Below are 19,753 nucleotides of genomic sequence, written 5' to 3'. Positions count from 1 at the left end.
CGGGATGGCTGGTAAAAAAATCACAGAAAAAGAGGGCAGCTCGTGGGCCGGGAAGATTGAAAAATATTCCCGCAAAATCTGGCTTGCTGGTTTAGGCGTGTACTCGAAGATCGACACTGACGGCAGCAAGCTCTTCGAGTCCCTGGTTAAGGACGGCGAAAAGGCCGAAAAACTCACCAAGACGGCAGTCGGCAAACAAGTCGATGCCGCCAAGGACTCTGCCGAGTCCGCCAAGTCGCGCATCGGTGGCGTGAAAGATCGGGCACTGGGCAAATGGGACGAACTGGAAGGGGCTTTCGACAAGCGCCTGAACAGCGCGATCTCGCGCCTGGGCGTGCCGAGCCGTAATGAAGTCAAGGCGCTGCACAACAAGGTCGATACCCTGACCAAGCAGATCGAAAAACTCACCGGCGCCAAAGTCGCACCCGTGGCGACCAAGACGGCGGCGGCCAAACCGGCCGCTAAAACGGCAGCAAAACCACTGGTCAAAGCTGCGGCAAAACCCGCCGCCAAACCAGCGGCGAAAGCAGCGGCCAAGCCTGTGGCTAAAACCGCTGCGGCCAAACCTGCTGCCAAGGCGGCGGCCAAACCGGTAGCGGCGAAAGCGGCAGCCAAGCCCGCCGCCAAACCGGCTGCCAAGCCAGCGGCCAAGACTGCTGCAGCTAAACCCGCTGCGGCCAAGCCAGCGGCTAAGCCTGCAGCCAAGCCGGCGGCAAAAGCGGCGGCCAAACCCGCAGCGGCGAAAAAGCCTGCCGTGAAAAAAACGGCCGCGCCAAAAGCCACCGCACCCAAGGCGCCAACCGCGGCCGCCAAACCGGCAACCCCGGCGAGCACGACGAACTCCGCCGCCGCTCCGACTCCGGTCGCCACTCCAGCACCAGCGGCGGCTCCAACGACGCCTTCCACCCAGTCCTGATTCTGCGGGACATGCAAAAACGCCCGGCCTGTGAAGGTCGGGCGTTTTTGTTTGTACGCAGGTCAATCTCAAACCTTGAAGTCACCCAGAAAACAATGTGGGAGCGAGCTTGCTCGCGATAGCGGCGGGTCAGCAGTATTGATCTTGAGTGATACACCGCAATCGCGAGCAAGCTCGTCCCACAATGGATCTTCCGTAGCTGGTCGTCAGTCGTGCGCTTCCAGGTATCGCAACGCCAGCCGCTCCGTCGCCACCTTGGTCGCGGGCGGCAGGTGCGGTGCCACCAACATCATGATCTGGTAGACCACCAGACGAACCTCGCCCTCGCGGTCCAGGATCCGCTGGTAGTCCAGGGAGAATAGCAACGTCATGGTGATCTGCTCCACCAGTTGCCCCAGGGCCTGGGTATCGCTGACGAGTAAATCCTGGGCCTTGAGCTGCGCCAGCAGCGAGGCGAGGGTTCGCTTCAGGGCATTGAGCAATTGACGGATGCCCTTGGCCAGCTTCGGCAGGCGCCCGGCCAGGTTCGACAGGTCCTGGAACAAAAACCGGTACTGGGCCAGGCGCTCGACGATCAAGTGCAGGAACAGCCAGTAGTCTTCCGGTGCCAACTGCGCATCCGCCGGTGGGTCCAGCAGCGGTGCCAGTTCGCTCTGGAAACGCTCGAACAAGCCGAGGATCAGCGGTTCCTTGCCATGGAAGTGGTAGTAGAGGTTGCCTGGGCTGATGCCCATTTCGTTGGCAACTTCCATCGTGGATACGTTCGGTTCGCCCTTTTCGTTGAATAATTGCAGGGCACATTCAAGGATGCGGTCGCGGGTTTTCATCCGGTCTTCTTAATGATCAAGTCGTGCCACGGCCAATCGCCTGACCGTGGGGTAGGGCCTTCAGCGCACGCGAACATAGGTGCCGGGGGCGGCGTCCAGAGGCGGGTAGTTCGCGTTGCCCAGGGTCATCTGGGTTTCGTGCTGGGCGCCGGAGCGTTCCTGGATCCAGCCCAGCCATTGCGTCCACCAACTTCCTTCGACGTGGGTGGCGTCGTAGTACCAGGCCCGTGGGTCGCTGCTCATTTTTGCGCTTTCGATGTAGTTGGCCTTGGGGTTGCCCGGCGGGTTGAGAATGCTCTGGACATGGCCGCTGTTGGAAAGCACGAAGCGTTTGTCGCCACCGAGCAACAGCGTCGAGCGATAGACAGCGTCCCAGGGCGTGATGTGGTCGTTGATGCCGGCCACGCTGAAGCTGTCCACCGTCACTTTCTGCAGGTCGATGGGCGTGCCGCACACTTCCAGGCCACCGGGGTGGGTCAGTGGGTTGTGCTTGAAGAAGTCCAACAGATCGCCGTGGTAAGCCGCCGGCAGCCGGGTGCAGTCGTTGTTCCAGTAGAGGATGTCGAAAGCTGGCGGCTCTTTGCCCAGCAGGTAATTGTTGATGAAGTAGGTCCAGATCAGGTCGTTGGGGCGCATCCAGGCGAACACGCGGGCCATGTCGCGACCATCGAGAACGCCCTTCTGGTAGGAGCGGCGCTTGGCGGCCTCGAGGGTCTGCTCGTCGATGAACAGCGTGGCCGGGCTATCGATCTGGCTGTCCAGCAGGCTCACCAGGTAGGTGGCGCTGGCTACTCGGCGCAACTGGCGCTTGGCTTGCAGGTGGCCTTGCAGGGCGGCGATGGTCATGCCACCGGCACAGGCGCCCATCAGGTTGACCTCACGAGCGCCCGTGATCGCCCGGCAGACGTTCATGGCCTCTTCCGTGGCCTCGACATAGCTGGACAGGCCCCATTCGCGGTGGCGTACGTCAGGGTTGCGCCAACTGATGATGAACACCTGCAAACCGTTTTTCAGGGCGTACTGGACGAAGCTGTTGGAGGGGCTGAGGTCGAAAATGTAGAACTTGTTGATCTGTGGCGGCACGATCAGCAACGGCTTGGCGTATTGCTTTTCGCTCATGGGCCGGTACTGGATCAGTTCGAGCAATTCGTTGCGAAACACCACCGCGCCGGGTGTGGTCGCCAGGGTCTTGCCGACCTCAAAGGCATGGGGTGTGGTTTGGCGCGGCAAGCCGTCGTTGTGCAGCAGGTCGTCCACCAGGTGGCTGATGCCTCGAACCAGGCTGGCGCCGCCGGAGTTGAACAGCTCCTTGATCGCCAGTGGGTTGAGCAAGGTATTGGACGGCGATACGGCGTCGTTGAGCAGGGCGAAGGCGAAGTGGGCGCGGGCGCGGTCGTCCTGGCCCATGTCGCTTTCGTCAATCCAGCTCTTGACCTGGTTTTGCCAGCTCAGGTAGGCCTGCAGGCTGCGGCGATAGAACGGATTGAGCTGCCAGGTGGGGTCGGCGAAGCGCGGGTCGTTGGGGTTGGTGGGGTGCAGGGTTTCGCCCAGCAACACACGGCCCAATTGACCGCCCAGTTTCAACGCATGGCGGGCACTGTGCACCGGGTTGCGCAAACCGTGTGCGGCCACACTGCGCAAGGTGGACAGCAGGTCCCTGCCACGCAGGCCGGTGACCGCACTTTGTGCATTGATGAAGCTGGCAGGGGCGGGCATGGAACCCTTCGCCGGTTTGTCGCGCATGAGTCAACTCCTTCGTCATCAGGCTAAAAACAAACACACCGAACCAGACAACATAGTCGCTGTTTCGGGTCGCTGCGCGATCCGGCGTCCTGCCAGGCGCTAATGGGCGGTTTCAGCCGCCGCCCAGCGGCGAGGGATGCGGATGCATCACGGCACGCTGACGTTCTTCTTCCAGGAACTTCATGATGATTGGCGCTACCGCCTCGGCCCGGGTGATCAGGAACAGATGGCCGTCATCGATGATGTGCAATTGGGCGTTGGGAATGCGCCAGGCCAGCATGCGCATGTTGATCAGGGGAATCAGCGGGTCGTCATCGCCGGCCAACACCAGCGTGGGCTGATGGATCTTGTGCAGCCAATGGATGCTGGTCCAGCCGAGGCCGGCGAACAGTTGCCAGTAATAACCCAGCTTGCCCGCTGAACGAACCTTGGCCGCGTGGCTGGCCGCCAGGCTCGGGTCCCGGCGGAACGAACCGCCATAGATCAGCGGTGCGATACGCATCACATGGGAAGGCTGAACGTAGCGCCGGGGGCTGGCCATCATCCACAGCACCTTCGGTTTGCCCGGCACCATCACCGCCCCGGCAGCCGTGGCCGCCAGCACCAGCTTCTTGCAGCGCTCCGGGTAGTCGTAGGCAAACTGCTGGGCCAGGGCGCCCCCCCAGGACACGCCGATCACGTTGACCTGCCCATAATCGAGGTAATCGAGCATCCGCGCGGTGAGTTTGGCCAGGCCCGGAAAGCGATACGGCCGGTTGGGTGTCGATGAACCGCCGACGCCGGGCACGTCAAAGGCGATGACTTCCAGGTCCGGGTCCAGGGCCTGGATGAACGGGAACACCAGCTCGAGGTTGGCGCCGATGCCGTTGAAAATCAGCAAGGGCGTCAAGTGAGGCTTGCCGGGACGTACCGCGGTGCGCAAGGTCTGGCCATCCAGATCGACGGTACGGAAGATGTACGGTTGCGGCATGCTTCAAGCCCTATCAGGTGAATCGCTGTCGTTCATATAACCCGTCCCTGTGGGAGCGAGCTTGCTCGCGATGAGGGCATCACAGCCAGCATCGCTGTTGCCTGATACACCGTCATCGCGAGCAAGTTCGCTCCCACAGGGGGTTATCAGCGTGTCGGCTGGCGGGATGTATTCGTGAGCAAGCCCACCCCGCAGCAGACGAGCTGCATCCCTTACCGCTCATGCACATAGGTGCCGGGCGCCGCTTCACCGGCCGGGTAGGCCTTGTTGCCCAGCACGGTGGGGGCTTTTTTCAGTTTGCCCGAGCGCTCGGCCTGCCAGGCTTGCCAGTGCAGCCACCAGGAGTCGGTGTGCTTGGTTGAATTTTCCTGCCAGTCTTCGGCCTTGGCCGGCATGTCATCACTGGTCATGTAGCGCGACTTGGGGTTGCCTGGCGGGTTGAGGATGCTCTGGATATGGCCGCTGCTCGACAGCACGAACTCCACCTTGCCGCCAAACAACTGCGCCGACTTGTAGCAGGACTTCCACGGCGTGATGTGGTCGTTGGTGCCGGCCAGGGAGAAGATGTCGGCGGTGACCTGCTTGAGATCGATGGGCGTGCCGCACACTTCCAGTGCGTTGGGGCGGATCAGTGGATTGTTCTTGAACATTTCGATGAGGTCACCGTGGAACGCCGCCGGCAGCCGCGTGGTGTCGTTGTTCCAGAACAGGATGTCGAACACGGGCGGTTCATTGCCCAACAGGTAATTGTTGACCCAGTAGTTCCAGATCAGGTCGTTGGGGCGCATCCAGGCGAAGACCTTGGCCATGTCGCGGCCTTCAAGTACGCCGGCCTGGTAGGAGTGGCGCTTGGCCGCTTCCAGGGTCTGTTCGTCGACGAACAGCGCCACGTCGGTGTCCAGAGTGGTGTCGAGCACGCTCACCAGCAAGGTCAGGGCGTTGACCTTTTTCTCGCCGAGGGCGGCGTAATGGCCCAGCAGCGCGGTGCAGGTGATGCCGCCCGAGCAGGCGCCGAGCATGTTCACGTCCTTGCTGCCGGTGATGGCCGTGACCACGTCCACCGCTTCCTTGAGCGCCTCGATATAGGTCGACAGGCCCCACTCGCGCTGCTCCTTGGTGGGGTTGCGCCAGCTGACGATGAAGGTCTGCACGTTGCTGCGCAGGCAGAAGCGCGCCAGGCTCTTGTCCGGGCTCAGGTCGAACACGTAGAACTTGTTGATCTGTGGCGGCACCACCAGCAGCGGTCGCTCGTGGACCTGCTCGGTGATGGGCCGGTACTGGATCAGCTCCAGCACGTCGTTGCGAAACACCACGGCGCCTTCAGTCACGCCCAGGCTCTTGCCGACCTCGAACGCGCCCATGTTCACCTGGCTCGGCATCCCGCCGTTGTGCACCAGGTCCTTGGCCAGGTGGGACAGGCCGTCCAACAGGCTCTTGCCGCCGGTTTCGAAGAAGCGCTTGACCGCCGCCGGGTTGGCCGCCGAATTGGTCGGGGCCATGGCTTCGGTCATCAGGTTGATCACGAAATGCCCGCGGCTGATGTCCGCGGGCGAGAGGCTGCTGTCGTCGATCCAGGCGTGCAGCTCCTTGCGCCACGCCAGGTAGGTTTGCAGGTAGCGTTTGTAGAGCGGGTTCTGGCTCCACGCCGGGTCGGCGAAGCGACGGTCGTCGCCGGCCGGTTGCAACTCGGATTTGCCGAACAGGACATTTTTGAGTTCGACGCCGAAATGGGCGACATGCTTGACGCTGTGCAGCGGTTGCTTGATGGCCTGGGTCAGCACCATGCGGGCAGAAGCCAGCAGGTCTTTCCTGCGCAAGCCGACGACGGGATTCAACCCCAGGGTATTTTCCGAGGCCTGGTACTTCAGGTCATCGTTGTTCTTGTTGCTCATCTACGACGCTCCATTGTCCTTCAGACGAGTACCCGGTTGGTGCCATGAAGCCACACAGCCGATACCAGGTACGCTGCTCGGGTGACCATTAATTCCGCATCGAGGGCCAATGAGGAAACGTGTGCCAGGAACTCGCCGGTTCCTTTGCAGGGAACTTGCCAGCTCCATTGGTTACCCGAGTTTAATTTTTTTCGCAAGCAGGCCAGTCATTGACGTTGCTGCGCGGGCATTCAAGCAGATGAGTCTAGAAAAATCGCCCTAAAGCGTCAGCCCTTGAGCTAGAGCATCAGCTTGACGACGGACGCGTTCGGATCGCGGGTTTTCCCGGCGGCCTTGAGTTCGCCAAGATAATCGTTCCACAAGTCTTGCTGGCGCACCGCCAACTGGTAGAGATAGTCCCAGGTGAACAATCCGCTGTCGTGGCCATCGTCGAAGGTCAGTTTCAGTGCGTACTGGCCGGCCGGTTCGACCTTGGTCAGTGCAACGTTGAGCTTGCCGTATTGCAGGATGGGTTTGCCATGGCCCTGGACCTCGGCGGAAGGCGAGTGCACCCGCAGGAACTCGGCGGGCAGGTGGTACTCCTCGTCCGGCGCGTATTTGAGCGTCAGGGTCTTGGAGGCTTTGTGCAGGTTGATGGCGGTGGGGAGCTTGGTCATGGCCTGTGATCCGTCTCGGAAGGATGCCTTTATCTGCAAAAACGACACGGTCAATGTGGGAGCGAGCTTGCTCGCGATAGCGGTTTGACAGTCAACACGTCGGTTGAATGGTACGCCGCCATCGCGAGCAAGCTCGCTCCCACAGGTCCGGAGAAACCTGTCGGTGGGTTACAGGATATACCGCGACAGGTCTTCGTTCTGCGCCAATTCACCCAGGTGGCTGTTGACGTACTCGGCGTCGATGAGGATCGGCGCTTCGTTGTGGGCGCTGGCCAGGTCGCCGGCACTGAACGACACTTCCTCGAGCAAGCGTTCGAGCAGCGTGTGCAGGCGACGGGCACCGATGTTCTCGGTCTTCTCGTTGACCTGCCAGGCGATCTGGGCCAGGCGCTTGATGCCTTCTGGCGTGAACTCGATGCTCAGGCCTTCGGTCTTGAGCAGCGCGCAGTACTGTTCGGTCAGGGACGCATGGGGCTCGCTCAGGATGCGTTCGAAGTCTTCCGGCGTCAGCGCCTTGAGCTCGACACGGATCGGCAGCCGACCCTGCAGTTCCGGCACCAGGTCGCTCGGTTTGCTCAGGTGGAATGCCCCGGAAGCGATGAACAGGATGTGGTCGGTCTTGACCATGCCCAGCTTTGTGTTGACCGTGCAGCCTTCGATCAGCGGCAGCAGGTCGCGTTGTACACCTTCGCGGGACACATCGGCGCCGCCGACATTGCCGCGCTTGGCGACCTTGTCGATTTCGTCGATGAACACGATGCCATGCTGCTCGACCGCTTCCAGGGCCTTGGCCTTCAGTTCTTCTTCGTTGACCAGGCGGCCGGCTTCTTCGTCGCGCACCAGCTTCAGCGCTTCCTTGACCTTGAGTTTGCGGCTTTTCTTCTTGCCCTTGCCCATGTTGGCGAACAGGCTCTGCAACTGGTTGGTCATTTCTTCCATGCCCGGCGGCGCGGAAATGTCGACGCCAGCCATCTCGGCCACTTCGATCTCGATTTCCTTGTCGTCCAACTGGCCTTCGCGCAGGCGCTTGCGGAACAGCTGACGGGTGTTGGTGTCCTGGGTCGCGGCGGCGTCGGCGTTGAAGCCCATGCGCGCCGGTGGCAGCAGGGCGTCGAGGATGCGCTCTTCGGCGGCGTCTTCGGCGCGGTGGCGGACCTTGGTGATTTCCTGTTCGCGCAGCAGCTTGATCGCGGCATCGGCCAGGTCACGGATGATCGACTCGACGTCGCGGCCGACATAGCCGACTTCGGTGAACTTGGTGGCTTCGACCTTGATGAACGGCGCGTTGGCGAGCTTGGCCAGGCGCCGGGCGATTTCGGTCTTGCCGACACCGGTCGGGCCGATCATCAGGATGTTCTTGGGAGTCACTTCGACGCGCAGCTCTTCGGGCAACTGCATCCGGCGCCAGCGGTTACGCAGGGCGATGGCGACGGCGCGCTTGGCATCGTCCTGGCCGATGATATGACGGTTGAGTTCGTGGACGATTTCGCGGGGAGTCATGGACATAATAATTGGCGGTCCTCAAGCAAGAATGAGCCGGTGCACGGGTGGCAGGCTTATTCGGCGAGGTCCTGCTCCTCAATGGTCTGGGTGTGATTGGTGAAGACACAGATGTCGCCGGCGATGCCCAAGGCAGTCTCGACGATCTCACGGGCCGACAGGTCGGTTTTTTTCAGCAGGGCGCTGGCCGCGGCCTGGGCGTAGGCACCGCCGGAACCCATGGCGATCAAGCCATCTTCGGGCTCAACGACGTCGCCATTGCCGGTGATGATCAGCGAAGCGTCCTTGTTGGCGACTGCGAGCATGGCTTCGAGGCGGCTCAGGGAGCGGTCGGTCCGCCATTCCTTGGCCAGTTCCACGGCGGCGCGGACCAGGTGGCCCTGATGTTTTTCAAGCTGGCCTTCGAATCGTTCGAACAGAGTGAAAGCGTCGGCGGTGGCCCCGGCGAAACCGGCGATGACCTGGCCGTGATACAGGCGGCGGACTTTCTTCGCGTTGCCTTTCATCACGGTGTTGCCCAGTGAAACCTGGCCGTCGCCGCCCATGACGACTTTGCCATGACGGCGGACTGAAACGATGGTGGTCAAGGGAGAGTCTCCACGCAGCGGGGCGAAAATGCCCGGATGGAACTCATATGGGGGTGGCGTGGGGTTTTTCAACTATGGGGTGGGGGAGGGGACGAGCGGCATCTGGCCGTTTGTGTCAAAGAAATGCTCTGTGGCGAGGGAGCTTGCTCCCGCTGGACCGCGTAGCGGTCCCAGGCTTTTGGGGGCTGCTGCGCAGCCCGGCGGGAGCAAGCTCCCTCGCCACAAAAGCCATAGCCACAGTCTTTCTCGGTGGAAATCAGCGGCTCTGGCGTTGTTGTAACAACAGGTTGCTGAAACCACTGCCCGCCAATTGTTTCTGGGCCTTGGTCAGTTCCTCGCGGTTGCTGAACGGGCCGACCAGTACCCGGTACCAGGTTTCGTCCTTCACCGTCCCGGATTCGACGGACACGGACTGGCCCAGCAGAATGATCTGCGCGCGGACCTTGTCGGCGTCGGCTTCCTTGCGGAACGAGCCGGCCTGCAGGAAGAACTTCGTCACCGGCGCGGCTTTCTGCACCGGAGGGGCCGGTGGCGGCGTGATGCCGGCCAGGGCCGCCTGGGCGCGTGCGGTGTCGATCTTCGCCGCTTCGGCCGGGGTTACCGGCGTGGTGGGCACTTGCGGCGTCGGCAGGGTTTTCTCCGGTACGGCATCGGGCGGCACGATGACTTCCGATTCCGGCAGCAACGTGTAGAAGTCGTACTTCGGCTTCACCGGTTGAGTCGGGCTCGGCGGGGTCTTGTTGGCCTCGGCGATGCGCGTGGCTTTCTGCTGCTCTTGCCGGACGCGCTTGACGTCATCGCCCTGGCCCGGCTCCAGCTTCATCAAGAACACAATGAACGCGCCGACGGTCAGGCCGATGGCCATCCACAACCAACCTGGAATCGGTTTTTTGGCTGGAGGCTGGTAACGACTGGCGCCGCGCTTGGGTGCAGGTTTTTTCTTGGCGGCCAACTTACATGCGCTCCAGGGTTTCCAGGCCCAGCAGTTCCAGGCCTTGCTTGAGCGTGCGCCCGGTCAGCGCGGCGAGGCGCAGGCGGCTCTGCATTTGCTCCGGGGTTTGCGCATTGAGGATCGGGCAGTTCTCGTAGAAGCTGGAGAACAGGCCGGCCACATCGTACAGGTAGGCGCACAGGGTGTGCGGCGTGCCCTTGTCGGCGACGTTGTTCAGGACCTCGCCGAATTGCGCCAGCTTCGCCGCCAGCTCCTGTTCCTGAGGGGCCTGGAGCACAATCTGGCCGTCCACTTCGTTAAAGCCCTTGCCGAGCTTGCGGAACACCCCTGCCACGCGGGTATAGGCGTACAGCAGGTACGGTGCGGTGTTGCCTTCGAAGTTGAGCATCAGGTCGAAGTTGAAGCTGTAGTCGCTGGTGCGGTGCTTGGACAGGTCGGCGTATTTCACCGCATCGATGCCCACCACCTTGGCGATCTTGCGCAGTTCGTCCTCGGCCAGGTCCGGGTTCTTGCCCTTGACCAGGGTGTAGGCGCGGTCCTGGGCTTCGGTCAGCAGGTCGATCAGCTTCACCGTGCCGCCATCGCGGGTCTTGAACGGGCGGCCGTCGGCGCCGTTCATGGTGCCAAAGCCCATGTGTTCCATTTCCATCGGGCGGGTCACGAAGCCGGCCAGGCGCGCCACTTCGAATACTTGCTGGAAATGCAGGGCTTGGCGCTGGTCGACGAAATACAGCACTCGATCGGCCTTGAGCACGCTGTTGCGGTAGCGCACGGCCGCCAGGTCGGTGGTGGCGTAGAGGTAGCCGCCGTCGGCCTTGACGATGATCACCGGCAGCGGCTCGCCGTCGGCGGTCTTGAACTGGTCGAGGAACACGCACTGGGCGCCGTTGCTTTCCACCAGCATGCCCTTGGCCCTGAGATCGTTGACCACGTTGACCAGGTCGTCGTTGTAGGCGCTTTCGCCCATCACGTCGGCCATGGTCAATTTGACGTTCAGCAGCTCGTAGATTTTCTGGCAGTGGGACAGGGAGATGTCCTTGAACTTGCTCCACAGTGCCAGGCATTCGGCATCGCCGGCCTGCAGCTTGACCACCAGGCCACGGGCACGGTCGGCGAACTCGGGCGACTCGTCGAAGCGCTGCTTGGCGGCGCGGTAGAAGTTCTCCAGGTCCGAGAGCTCATCGCTGGTGATCGGGTTTTCCTGCAGGTAGGCCATCAGCATGCCGAACTGGGTGCCCCAGTCGCCGACGTGGTTCTGGCGGATCACGGTATCGCCAAGAAACTCCAGGACCCGGGCCACGCCGTCGCCGATGATGGTCGAGCGCAGGTGGCCGACGTGCATTTCCTTGGCGAGGTTGGGGGCCGAGAGGTCGACCACGGTGCGCTGCAACGGGCCGGCCTTGCGCACGCCAATGCGTTCGTCGGCCAAGGCCGCATCCAGGCGCGAAGCCAGGGCCTGGGTGTTCTGGAAGAAATTGATGAATCCGGGGCCGGCGATATCAGCCTTGCTGACGTTTTCGTCGGCCGGCAGCGCGGCGATGATTTTTTCCGCCAGGTCGCGAGGCTTCATGCCGGCCGGCTTGGCGAGCATCATCGCGATGTTGCTAGCGAAGTCGCCGTGGGTCTTGTCGCGGGTGTTCTCGACCTGAATCGCCGGCGACAGGCCTTCTGGCAGCACACCTTCAGCGACGAGTTGGGCGATGGCTTGCTGGATGAGCTGGCGAATGGTGTCTTTCATGGTCTTCTCTTTCAACCGCAGGCGCGGCGGCGCTTCGATGCGCTGGTGGAAAAACTGGGCATTATCCGTGGCCCGGACGAGCTTGCCAACTGTAGCGGGTCGGTTGGGGATGTGTGGTGACTATTCTTGCTGGCCTGGATGCACTCGGTCCACCTGTGGGAGCGGGCTTGCTCGCGAAAGCGGCGGCACAGCCAACATCACCACAACTGACCCACCGCCTTCGCGAGCAAGCCCGCTCCCACAGGGGGCAAAGCTTGCGATCTGCTCAATCAATACAAATCCACCGGATCCACATCCAACGACCAGCGCACCGCCCGTCCGCTGGGCATCTGTTCCAGCGCCAGCAGCCAGGCACTCAGCAATCGATGCAGCGGCGCCCGGGCGTTGGCCTGCAATAAAAGCTGCGCGCGATAGCGCCCGGCCCGCCGCTCCATCGGCGCTGGCACCGGCCCCAGGAGTTCGATGCCGGTGAGGTTCTGCTCTGCCAGCAAACGCTCCGCCTCGCTACAGGCCTCATCGAGGAAGCCTTCGGCCTGCCCCGGCTTGTGGGCTTCGGCCCGCAACAGCGCCAGGTGGGAGAACGGTGGCAGGCCGGCGCTGCGGCGTTCGCTCAAGGCCTGTTCGGCGAAGGCGAAATAACCCTGCTCGGTCAGTTGGATCAACAGCGGGTGATCGGCCAGGTGCGTCTGGATAATCACTTTGCCCGGCTCCTCGGCCCGCCCGGCCCGGCCTGCGACCTGGACGATCAACTGCGCCATGCGCTCGCTGGCGCGGAAGTCGCCGGAAAACAGCCCGCCATCGGCATCGAGGATCGACACCAGCGTGACCCGCGGGAAGTGATGCCCCTTGGCGAGCATCTGGGTGCCCACCAATATGCACGGCTGGCCCTTCTGGATCGTCGCGAACAGCTGGTTCATCGCGTCCTTGCGCGAGGTGCTGTCGCGATCCACCCGCAAGACCGGGTAGTCCGGAAACAGGATACCCAGCCGTTCCTCGGCGCGCTCGGTGCCGGCGCCGACCGGGCGCAAGTCCACTTTGCCGCACTGCGGGCAATGCCTTGGCACGCGTTCGACATGGCCGCAATGGTGGCAACGCAGCTCGCCATGGCGTTGATGCACGGTCATCCGCGCGTCGCAGCGTTCGCAGCCAGACATCCAGCCGCAGTCGTGGCACAGCAGGGTCGGGGCAAAGCCGCGGCGATTGAGGAACACCAGGACCTGTTGCCCGGCGGCCAGGGTCTGGCCGATGGCTTGCTGCATCGGCCCGGAAATACCGCTGTCCAGTGGCCGACTTTTCACGTCCAGGCGCAGGAACCGCGGTTGCTTGGCGCCGCCGGCCCGTTCGTTGAGGCGCAGCAGGCCGTAGCGGCCGGTGTAGGCGTTGTGCAAGCTTTCCAGTGAGGGCGTGGCCGAGCCGAGGACGATCGGGATGTTTTCCTGGCGGGCGCGCACCAGCGCCAGGTCGCGGGCGTGATAGCGCAGGCCTTCCTGCTGTTTATAAGAGCCGTCGTGTTCTTCGTCGATGATGATCAGGCCGGGGTTTTTCATCGGCGTGAACAGGGCCGAGCGGGTGCCGATGATGATATCGGCCTCGCCGTCCCGGGCGGCGAGCCAGGCTTCCAGGCGTTCGCGGTCGTTGACTGCCGAGTGCACCAGGGCGATCCGCGCATTGAAGCGTTGCTCGAAACGCGCCAGGGTCTGGGGCCCGAGGTTGATTTCCGGAATCAGCACCAGGGCCTGCTTGCCGGCCTCCAGGGTCTGGCGGATCAGTTGCAGGTAGACCTCGGTCTTGCCGCTGCCGGTGACGCCCGCCAGCAGAAAGGCGTGATAACTGTCGAAACCTGCGCGAATCGCTTCGCAAGCGGCGCGCTGTTCGGCGTTGAGCGGCAGTTCCGGCTGGGCCAGCCAATGTTCGTGGCGGGCGCCGGGGGCGTGCCGGCGGATCTCCACCTGGACCAGGTCCTTGGCCAGCAACAGGTCGAGGCTGTCCTTGCTGAGCATCAGTTTGCTCAGCAGTTGATGGGCCACGCCATGGGGGTGCTGGGCGAGGGTCGCCAAGGCCTCGCGCTGGCGTGGCGCGCGGGCGATGCGCGGATCGTCCAGCGAGGCCCCCGGGGACACCGACCAGAACCGCTCCTGGCGCGCCTCGGCCAGCTCGCCCTGGCGCAGCAGCACCGGCAGCGCCCAGCTCAGGGTGTCGCCGAGGCTGTGCTGGTAATACTGGGACGTCCACAGACATAACTTGAACAGCGCGGCGGGCAGCGGCGGCGTGGCATCGAGCAGGGCCAGGGCTGGTTTGAGCTTGTCGACCGGGACCTCGCTGTGATCGGTGACCTCTACCAGGATGCCGATCATTTCCCGTCGGCCGAACGGCACCCGCAGGCGCATGCCCGGCTGCAACTGGGCGCGCAGGACCCCGGCGGGGGCGCGGTAGTCGAACAGGCGGCGCAGGGGCGAGGGCAGGGCGAGGCGCAGGATGGCGTTGGGCACGCGGGGAATCTCGGTAAGCGGACTAGTTCGCAAGGCTGAGCGCGATTCAATGTGGAAGCGAGCTTGCTCGCGAAAGCGGCGGGGCAGCCAACATCACCGTAACTGACCCATCGCAATCGCGAGCAAGCTCGCTCCCACAGGGATTGTGCTTGAGGGCGCGAGCCTAGCAGACGGTTGGTACAAGTCATAGCTTGCGCGAATGACGATGTCTGGTAGAATCCGCGGCCTAATTACGTGCGGTATTCAACAATAGTGTTGGGTGGCGGCACGCTAGCCTGAGGAAAACAGCATGAAAACCGATATCCATCCGGAATACCCAGAAATTGCCGTGACCTGCAGCTGCGGCAACAAGTTCGAAACGCGTTCGACCTACGGCAAAGCCCTGGCGATCGACGTTTGCAACGAATGCCACCCGTTCTACACCGGTAAGCAAAAGACTCTGGATACCGGCGGCCGCGTTCAGAAGTTCGCCGATCGTTTCGGTGCTTTCGGCAAAGTTACTCCAAAAGCCTGAGGCTGATCATTTTGGATGGTCGTCTCGACTGCTCCAGATTGATGAAGAAGGCGTCCCTTGCGGGCGCCTTTTTTGTGTCTGCGATTTGGCTCGGCGGTGCCCAGGGGGCCTGTCCTTCGCCGGGCAGCCTGCCGCAGGTGGCGGTGCAGCGTGTGGTGGACGGCGATACCTTGTACCTGGAGGATGGTCGCCGCATTCGCATGATCGGTCTCAACAGCCCTGAGCTGGGCAAGCGCGACCGCGCCGACGAACCCTTCGCCGTGGCGGCGCGTGAGCGACTTGAAGCCCTGGTGGCCGCCAATGATGGCCGGGTGGGCGTATTGCCTGGCAAGGACGACCGCGATGATTACGGGCGCACGCTGGCCCATGTCTACAACGCCCAAGGCGAGAACCTCGAAGAGCGCCTGATTGCCGAAGGGTTGGGTTTTCTGGTGGCCGTCGCGCCGAATGTCGACCTGGTCAGTTGCCAGCAAATGGCCGAGCGGCATGCGCGGCAGGCCGGATCCGGCCTCTGGAGAAAATCGCCGGTCGTGCGAGCGGAGCAGATCAATGCCCCCGGTTTCGTATTGATGAGCGGGCGTGTGGAAAGCGTGCAGCGCAATCGCGGTGGCATCTGGATTGAATTGCAGGGGCCGGTTGTCCTGCACATTGCGCCGGGTTTGCAGAGGCGCTTCGACGCCTCGGCCCTGGAACGGCTCAAGGGGCGGAAAATCGAGGCCCGGGGCTGGGTCGTCGACCGTGCCCGGCGTGGCGGGAACAAGGCTGGCCAGGCGCGATGGATGCTGCCGCTGACCGATCCGGCGATGTTGGAAGCGGTCCTGTAAGAAAATAATTGTAGACATTATTGCCTTGGATTGTATGCATGTAGCCCTTGTGTTTCGCGGCTCTTGGTCCAAAGTCGTAGAGTAGGGCGCTTGACAGCAGTGACTGGTCAGTCTTGTGGGGACTTTGCGAGGCGCGTATCCTCGGCGGTCCGTCTGTCCAACACAGTAAAAAGCGGAATGCCCACATGTCTGATCTGAAAACTGCCGCTCTCGAATATCACGCGCATCCTCGTCCAGGAAAGCTGAGTGTCGAGCTCACCAAGGCCACCGCTACTGCTCGCGACTTGTCGCTGGCCTACAGCCCCGGCGTAGCCGAACCAGTCCGCGAAATCGCTCGCGACCCTGAACTGGCCTACAAATACACCGGTAAAGGCAACCTGGTTGCAGTCATTTCCGATGGCACCGCGATTCTCGGCCTGGGTAACCTTGGCCCATTGGCTTCCAAGCCGGTCATGGAAGGCAAGGGCGTACTGTTCAAGCGCTTCGCCGGTATCGATGTATTCGATATCGAAGTCGATTCCGAGAGCCCGCAGGCCTTCATCGACACCGTCAAGCGCATCTCCATCACCTTCGGTGGCATCAATCTGGAAGACATCAAGGCACCTGAGTGCTTCGAGATCGAGCGCGCCCTGATCGAACAGTGCGACATTCCGGTATTCCATGATGACCAGCATGGCACCGCCATCGTCACCGCGGCCGGCATGATCAACGCCCTGGAAATCGCCGGCAAGACCCTGCCGGAAGCCAAGATCGTCTGCCTGGGTGCCGGCGCTGCGGCCATCTCCTGCATGAAGTTGCTGGTGAGCATGGGCGCCAAGATCGAAAACATCTTCATGGTCGACCGTACCGGCGTGATCCACTCCGGCCGTGACGACCTGAACCAGTACAAGGCCGTCTTCGCCCACGCGACCGACAAGCGCTCCCTGGCGGACGCGCTGGACGGTGCCGACGTGTTCGTCGGCCTGTCGGGTCCGAACCTGCTGAGCCCGGAAAACCTGCTGCGCATGGCGCCGAACCCGATCGTGTTCGCCTGCTCGAACCCGGACCCGGAAATCTCCCCGGAACTGGCTCACGCGACTCGCAGCGACGTGATCATGGCCACCGGTCGTTCGGACTATCCGAACCAGGTCAACAACGTACTGGGCTTCCCGTTCATCTTCCGCGGTGCCCTGGACGTTCGCGCCAAGCGCATCAACGAAGAGATGAAAGTCGCGGCCGCCAACGCCCTGCGCGAACTGGCCAAGCTGCCGGTGCCTCAGGAAGTGTGCGACGCCTACGGCGGCATCAAGCTGGAATTCGGTCGTGAGTACATCATCCCGAAACCAATGGACGCCCGCCTGATTACCCTGATCTCCGACGCCGTGGCCAAGGCCGCCATCGAGACGGGCGTGGCCACCCTGCCGTACCCGAAGAACTACCCGCTCAAAAGCGTGGATGACGTGTTCAACGGCTAAGCCGTCGTAGCGCTTCAACAAAAAGCCCCGGCTCCTGAGAGTCGGGGCTTTTTGTTGGCCGCCGCTTTCCCATGACCGCCACAAAACCCCTGTGGGAGCGAGCTTGCTCGCGATGACGGTCTGGCATTCAACATCGATGCAAGCTGATCCGACGCTATCGCGAGCAAGCTCGCTCCCACAGGTAGTTGTGTCATTGAGAACCAAAGCCCCGCATGCGGGGCTTTGGGATGACGGCGGTCAGAACAGATCGATAGGCGCCGCTTCGTCTGCCGGCAATGGGCTGCCTGGCACGACGCCATTGCCCAGTTCGTTGACCGACGGTGGCGTGTCTTCGCTCTTGAACAGTTCGAAGTATGCACCCGGGGTGCCCGGCGTGGCCGCGCGGCCGCTGACCGGGTCGACCCGCAGGCTGAGGATGCCTTCCGGTTCCGGCTGGGTGTGCGGCGGCTTGTCCTTGAGGGCGGCGCCCATGTAGGTCATCCAGATCGGCAGCGCCACGGTGCCGCCGAACTCACGGCGACCCAGGCTTTCGGGCTGGTCGAAACCGGTCCAGACCGTGGTCACGTAATCGGCGTTGTAGCCGGAGAACCAGGCGTCCTTGGATTCGTTGGTGGTACCGGTCTTGCCCGCCAGGTCGGTGCGGCCCAGGGCCAGGGCGCGACGGCCGGTGCCAAGCTTGATCACGTCCTGCAGCATGCTATTGAGGATGAAGGTGGTACGGCCATCGACAATGCGTTCCGCGACGGCGGGTGCTTGCGGCAGGCCTGGGGCCGTGGTGGCTTCGCCTGGCGTCGCATTGACCGTGAATGTGTCGGTGGGCGGTGCGGCGACGCCATCGCTGGCCTGCTCGCCCGTGGGGACCCGTGGCGGGTTGGCAACGAACAATGTCTCGCCGTTGCGGCTTTCGATCTTGTCGATGATGTACGGAGTGATCTTGTAGCCGCCGTTGGCGAATGTGCTCCAGCCCGTGGCGATTTCCATCGGCGTCAGGGTCGCGGTACCGAGGGCCAGGGACAGGTTGCGCGGCAGGTCCTGCTTGTTGAAGCCGAACTTGCTGATGTAGTCGATGGTGCGATCCACGCCCAGCGCCTGCAACAAGCGGATCGATACCAGGTTGCGGGATTTGTACAGCGCCTCGCGCAGGCGAATCGGCCCGAGGAACGTATTGGTGTCGTTCTTCGGCCGCCAGACCTTGTCCAGGTACTCATCGACGAACACGATCGGCGCATCGTTCACCAGGCTGGCGGCGGTGTAGCCGTTATCCAGGGCGGCGCTGTAGACGAACGGCTTGAAGCTCGAGCCTGGCTGGCGCTTGGCCTGCAGTGCACGGTTGTAATTGCTTTGCTCGAAGGCGAAGCCACCCACCAGCGAGCGGATTGCGCCGTTCTGTGGGTCGAGGGACACCAGGGCGCCCTGGGCCGCCGGGATCTGGCTGAACTTGAGCGTGTTGTCCGCCTGGCGCTGGACGCGGATCAGGTCACCGACCTGGGCAACGTCCGACGGCTGCCGTGGGTTGGCGCCCATGCTGTTGGTATTGAGGAACGGACGGGCCCACTTCATGGTGTCCCAGGCCACGTGCTCTTCCTGCTCGCCGTTGCGGGTCAACACCTTGATGCCGTCCTTGTCCACCGAGGTGACGATCGCCGGCTCCAGGCTGCTGATGGTGCGTTGCTTGGTCAATTCCAGGGCCCAGGCTTCCTTGGTCTTGCCCGGCAGGCGCGATTCAGGGCCACGGTAGCCGTGGCGCTGGTCGTAGGTCATCAGGCCCTCGTGCAGCGCGGTGTTGGCCATTTCCTGCAGGTTGCTCGGCACCGTGGTGGTCACGCGGAAACCTTCGGTGTAGGCGTCGCTGCCATAGCGCCCGACCATCTCGGCACGGGCCATCTCGGCGATATACGGGGCGTTCACTTCCGGGGTCGGCACGTGATAGCTGGCGTTCAGCGGCTCATTGATCGCGGCGGTGTAGTCGGCCTCGCTGATCTTGCCGAGCTTGTACATGCGCCCCAGGATCCAGTCGCGACGCTCCTTGCTGCGCGCCGGGTTGGCGAGGGGGTTGAAGCGCGAGGGTGCCTTGGGCAGGCCGGCGATCATCGCCATCTGCGCCAGGCTCACGTCGCGGATCGACTTGCCGTAATACACCTGTGCCGCCGCCTCGATGCCGTAGGCGCGGTTGCCCAGGTAAATCTTGTTCACGTACAGCTCGAGGATTTCATCCTTGGTCAGCTGCCGCTCGATCTGCAGGGCCAGGAGGATCTCGGTGGTCTTGCGCGAGAAGCTGCGCTCGCTGGTCAGGAAGAAGTTCTTGGCCACTTGCATGGTGATGGTGCTGCCGCCGGACTGGATGTGTCCGCTCTTGACCAACTGGCTGGCGGCGCGCATCAGGCTGCCGGGATCGACGCCATAGTGGTTGGCGAAGTTGTCGTCTTCAGCACTTAGTAACGCATTGATGAAATTGGGGGGAATGTCGGCGAAACGGATCGGTGTGCGGCGCATTTCGCCAAATTCGGCGATCAGCTTGTTATCGCTGCTGTACACCCGCAAAGGAATCTGCAACTGAATACTTCTCAGCGCCTCCACGGACGGCAATCCCGGACTAAGGTAAAGAAAGGCACCGCTCAGGCCCAAGAGCAGTCCGCAGAAAACGGCGACGATGGACCATCCGAAAAATTTCAGCAGACGAATCAAGGCTTT

At 62.7% G+C, this 19,753-nt stretch carries 15 protein-coding genes; 4 read left to right on the top strand and 11 right to left on the bottom strand.

What is annotated here, in order from left to right; all coding sequences use genetic code 11:
- Positions 1 to 4: 4 nt before the first annotated feature.
- Positions 5 to 916, top strand: coding sequence for a phasin family protein (locus BT125_RS12595; RefSeq protein ID WP_072407368.1), 912 nt, complete (start codon positions 5 to 7; stop codon positions 914 to 916).
- 206 nt (positions 917 to 1,122) lie between these two features.
- Here BT125_RS12595 and BT125_RS12590 read toward each other — a convergent pair whose 3' ends face one another.
- The 10 genes from BT125_RS12590 to BT125_RS12540 form a co-directional block, all read right to left on the bottom strand.
- On the bottom strand, positions 1,123 to 1,743 hold the full coding sequence (locus BT125_RS12590) for a TetR/AcrR family transcriptional regulator (protein ID WP_072407365.1): 621 nt from the start codon (positions 1,741 to 1,743) through the stop codon (positions 1,123 to 1,125).
- A gap of 60 nt (positions 1,744 to 1,803) precedes the next feature.
- Positions 1,804 to 3,486 (bottom strand): class II poly(R)-hydroxyalkanoic acid synthase, encoded by a 1,683-nt coding sequence (gene phaC, locus BT125_RS12585; protein ID WP_072407363.1) that lies wholly within the window; start codon positions 3,484 to 3,486, stop codon positions 1,804 to 1,806.
- A gap of 112 nt (positions 3,487 to 3,598) precedes the next feature.
- Positions 3,599 to 4,456: a poly(3-hydroxyalkanoate) depolymerase gene (phaZ, locus tag BT125_RS12580; RefSeq protein ID WP_003186648.1), complete on the bottom strand. Its 858-nt coding sequence runs from the start codon at positions 4,454 to 4,456 to the stop codon at positions 3,599 to 3,601.
- Positions 4,457 to 4,668: 212 nt separating this feature from the next.
- Positions 4,669 to 6,348 (bottom strand): class II poly(R)-hydroxyalkanoic acid synthase, encoded by a 1,680-nt coding sequence (phaC, locus tag BT125_RS12575; RefSeq protein ID WP_072407362.1) that lies wholly within the window; start codon positions 6,346 to 6,348, stop codon positions 4,669 to 4,671.
- A 278-nt stretch (positions 6,349 to 6,626) separates the two neighbouring features.
- Positions 6,627 to 7,004, bottom strand: coding sequence for a gamma-butyrobetaine hydroxylase family protein (locus tag BT125_RS12570; protein WP_060739567.1), 378 nt, complete (start codon positions 7,002 to 7,004; stop codon positions 6,627 to 6,629).
- A gap of 168 nt (positions 7,005 to 7,172) precedes the next feature.
- Positions 7,173 to 8,510 (bottom strand): ATP-dependent protease ATPase subunit HslU, encoded by a 1,338-nt coding sequence (gene hslU, locus BT125_RS12565; RefSeq protein WP_072407360.1) that lies wholly within the window; start codon positions 8,508 to 8,510, stop codon positions 7,173 to 7,175.
- Between the two features lie 50 nt (positions 8,511 to 8,560).
- A complete protein-coding gene (hslV, locus tag BT125_RS12560; protein WP_003186641.1) occupies positions 8,561 to 9,091 on the bottom strand; it encodes an ATP-dependent protease subunit HslV in 531 nt (176 codons plus the stop codon).
- A gap of 256 nt (positions 9,092 to 9,347) precedes the next feature.
- A complete protein-coding gene (locus BT125_RS12550; protein ID WP_003196959.1) occupies positions 9,348 to 10,043 on the bottom strand; it encodes an SPOR domain-containing protein in 696 nt (231 codons plus the stop codon).
- Position 10,044: 1 nt separating this feature from the next.
- Positions 10,045 to 11,781 (bottom strand): arginine--tRNA ligase, encoded by a 1,737-nt coding sequence (argS, locus tag BT125_RS12545; RefSeq protein ID WP_072407358.1) that lies wholly within the window; start codon positions 11,779 to 11,781, stop codon positions 10,045 to 10,047.
- Positions 11,782 to 12,050: 269 nt separating this feature from the next.
- Entirely contained in the window at positions 12,051 to 14,270 is a 2,220-nt protein-coding gene (locus tag BT125_RS12540) for a primosomal protein N' (RefSeq protein ID WP_072407356.1), read from the bottom strand.
- Positions 14,271 to 14,559: 289 nt separating this feature from the next.
- Between BT125_RS12540 and rpmE the strand changes: the two genes are divergently transcribed.
- The 3 genes from rpmE to BT125_RS12525 all read left to right on the top strand — a co-directional run bounded on the left by rpmE (position 14,560) and on the right by BT125_RS12525 (position 17,062).
- Positions 14,560 to 14,784: a 50S ribosomal protein L31 gene (gene rpmE / locus BT125_RS12535; protein WP_053117645.1), complete on the top strand. Its 225-nt coding sequence runs from the start codon at positions 14,560 to 14,562 to the stop codon at positions 14,782 to 14,784.
- 41 nt (positions 14,785 to 14,825) lie between these two features.
- Positions 14,826 to 15,608, top strand: a complete 783-nt coding sequence (locus tag BT125_RS12530; protein WP_072407354.1) for a thermonuclease family protein — start codon at positions 14,826 to 14,828, stop codon at positions 15,606 to 15,608.
- Between the two features lie 185 nt (positions 15,609 to 15,793).
- Positions 15,794 to 17,062, top strand: a complete 1,269-nt coding sequence (locus BT125_RS12525) for a malic enzyme-like NAD(P)-binding protein (RefSeq protein WP_072407352.1) — start codon at positions 15,794 to 15,796, stop codon at positions 17,060 to 17,062.
- A 237-nt stretch (positions 17,063 to 17,299) separates the two neighbouring features.
- Here BT125_RS12525 and BT125_RS12520 read toward each other — a convergent pair whose 3' ends face one another.
- Positions 17,300 to 19,744 carry a penicillin-binding protein 1A gene (locus tag BT125_RS12520; protein WP_170866830.1) on the bottom strand — a complete coding sequence of 815 codons (2,445 nt, stop codon included), beginning with the start codon at positions 19,742 to 19,744 and terminating at the stop codon, positions 17,300 to 17,302.
- Positions 19,745 to 19,753 lie beyond the last annotated feature (9 nt).

Origin of the sequence: Pseudomonas sp. NFACC04-2 (assembly GCF_900119265.1) — a bacterium.
GTDB classification, from domain to species: Bacteria; Pseudomonadota; Gammaproteobacteria; order Pseudomonadales; family Pseudomonadaceae; genus Aquipseudomonas; species Aquipseudomonas fluorescens_AA.
The sequence above is the reverse complement of the archived record's forward strand: the minus strand, read 5'-3'. Positions and strand labels throughout refer to the sequence as shown.

Excerpts from the sequence above, each read along its gene's own strand:
- BT125_RS12590 (WP_072407365.1), bottom strand. The coding sequence starts at position 1,743 with ATGAAAACCCGCGACCGCATCCTTGAATGTGCCCTGCAATTATTCAAC.
- phaZ (WP_003186648.1), bottom strand. The coding sequence starts at position 4,456 with ATGCCGCAACCGTACATCTTCCGTACCGTCGATCTGGATGGCCAGACC.
- phaC (WP_072407362.1), bottom strand. The coding sequence starts at position 6,348 with ATGAGCAACAAGAACAACGATGACCTGAAGTACCAGGCCTCGGAAAAT.
- argS (WP_072407358.1), bottom strand. The coding sequence starts at position 11,781 with ATGAAAGACACCATTCGCCAGCTCATCCAGCAAGCCATCGCCCAACTC.
- BT125_RS12525 (WP_072407352.1), top strand. The coding sequence starts at position 15,794 with ATGTCTGATCTGAAAACTGCCGCTCTCGAATATCACGCGCATCCTCGT.
- rpmE (WP_053117645.1), top strand. The coding sequence starts at position 14,560 with ATGAAAACCGATATCCATCCGGAATACCCAGAAATTGCCGTGACCTGC.
- phaC (WP_072407363.1), bottom strand. The coding sequence starts at position 3,486 with ATGCGCGACAAACCGGCGAAGGGTTCCATGCCCGCCCCTGCCAGCTTC.
- BT125_RS12570 (WP_060739567.1), bottom strand. The coding sequence starts at position 7,004 with ATGACCAAGCTCCCCACCGCCATCAACCTGCACAAAGCCTCCAAGACC.
- hslU (WP_072407360.1), bottom strand. The coding sequence starts at position 8,510 with ATGTCCATGACTCCCCGCGAAATCGTCCACGAACTCAACCGTCATATC.
- BT125_RS12595 (WP_072407368.1), top strand. The coding sequence starts at position 5 with ATGGCTGGTAAAAAAATCACAGAAAAAGAGGGCAGCTCGTGGGCCGGG.
- BT125_RS12530 (WP_072407354.1), top strand. The coding sequence starts at position 14,826 with ATGAAGAAGGCGTCCCTTGCGGGCGCCTTTTTTGTGTCTGCGATTTGG.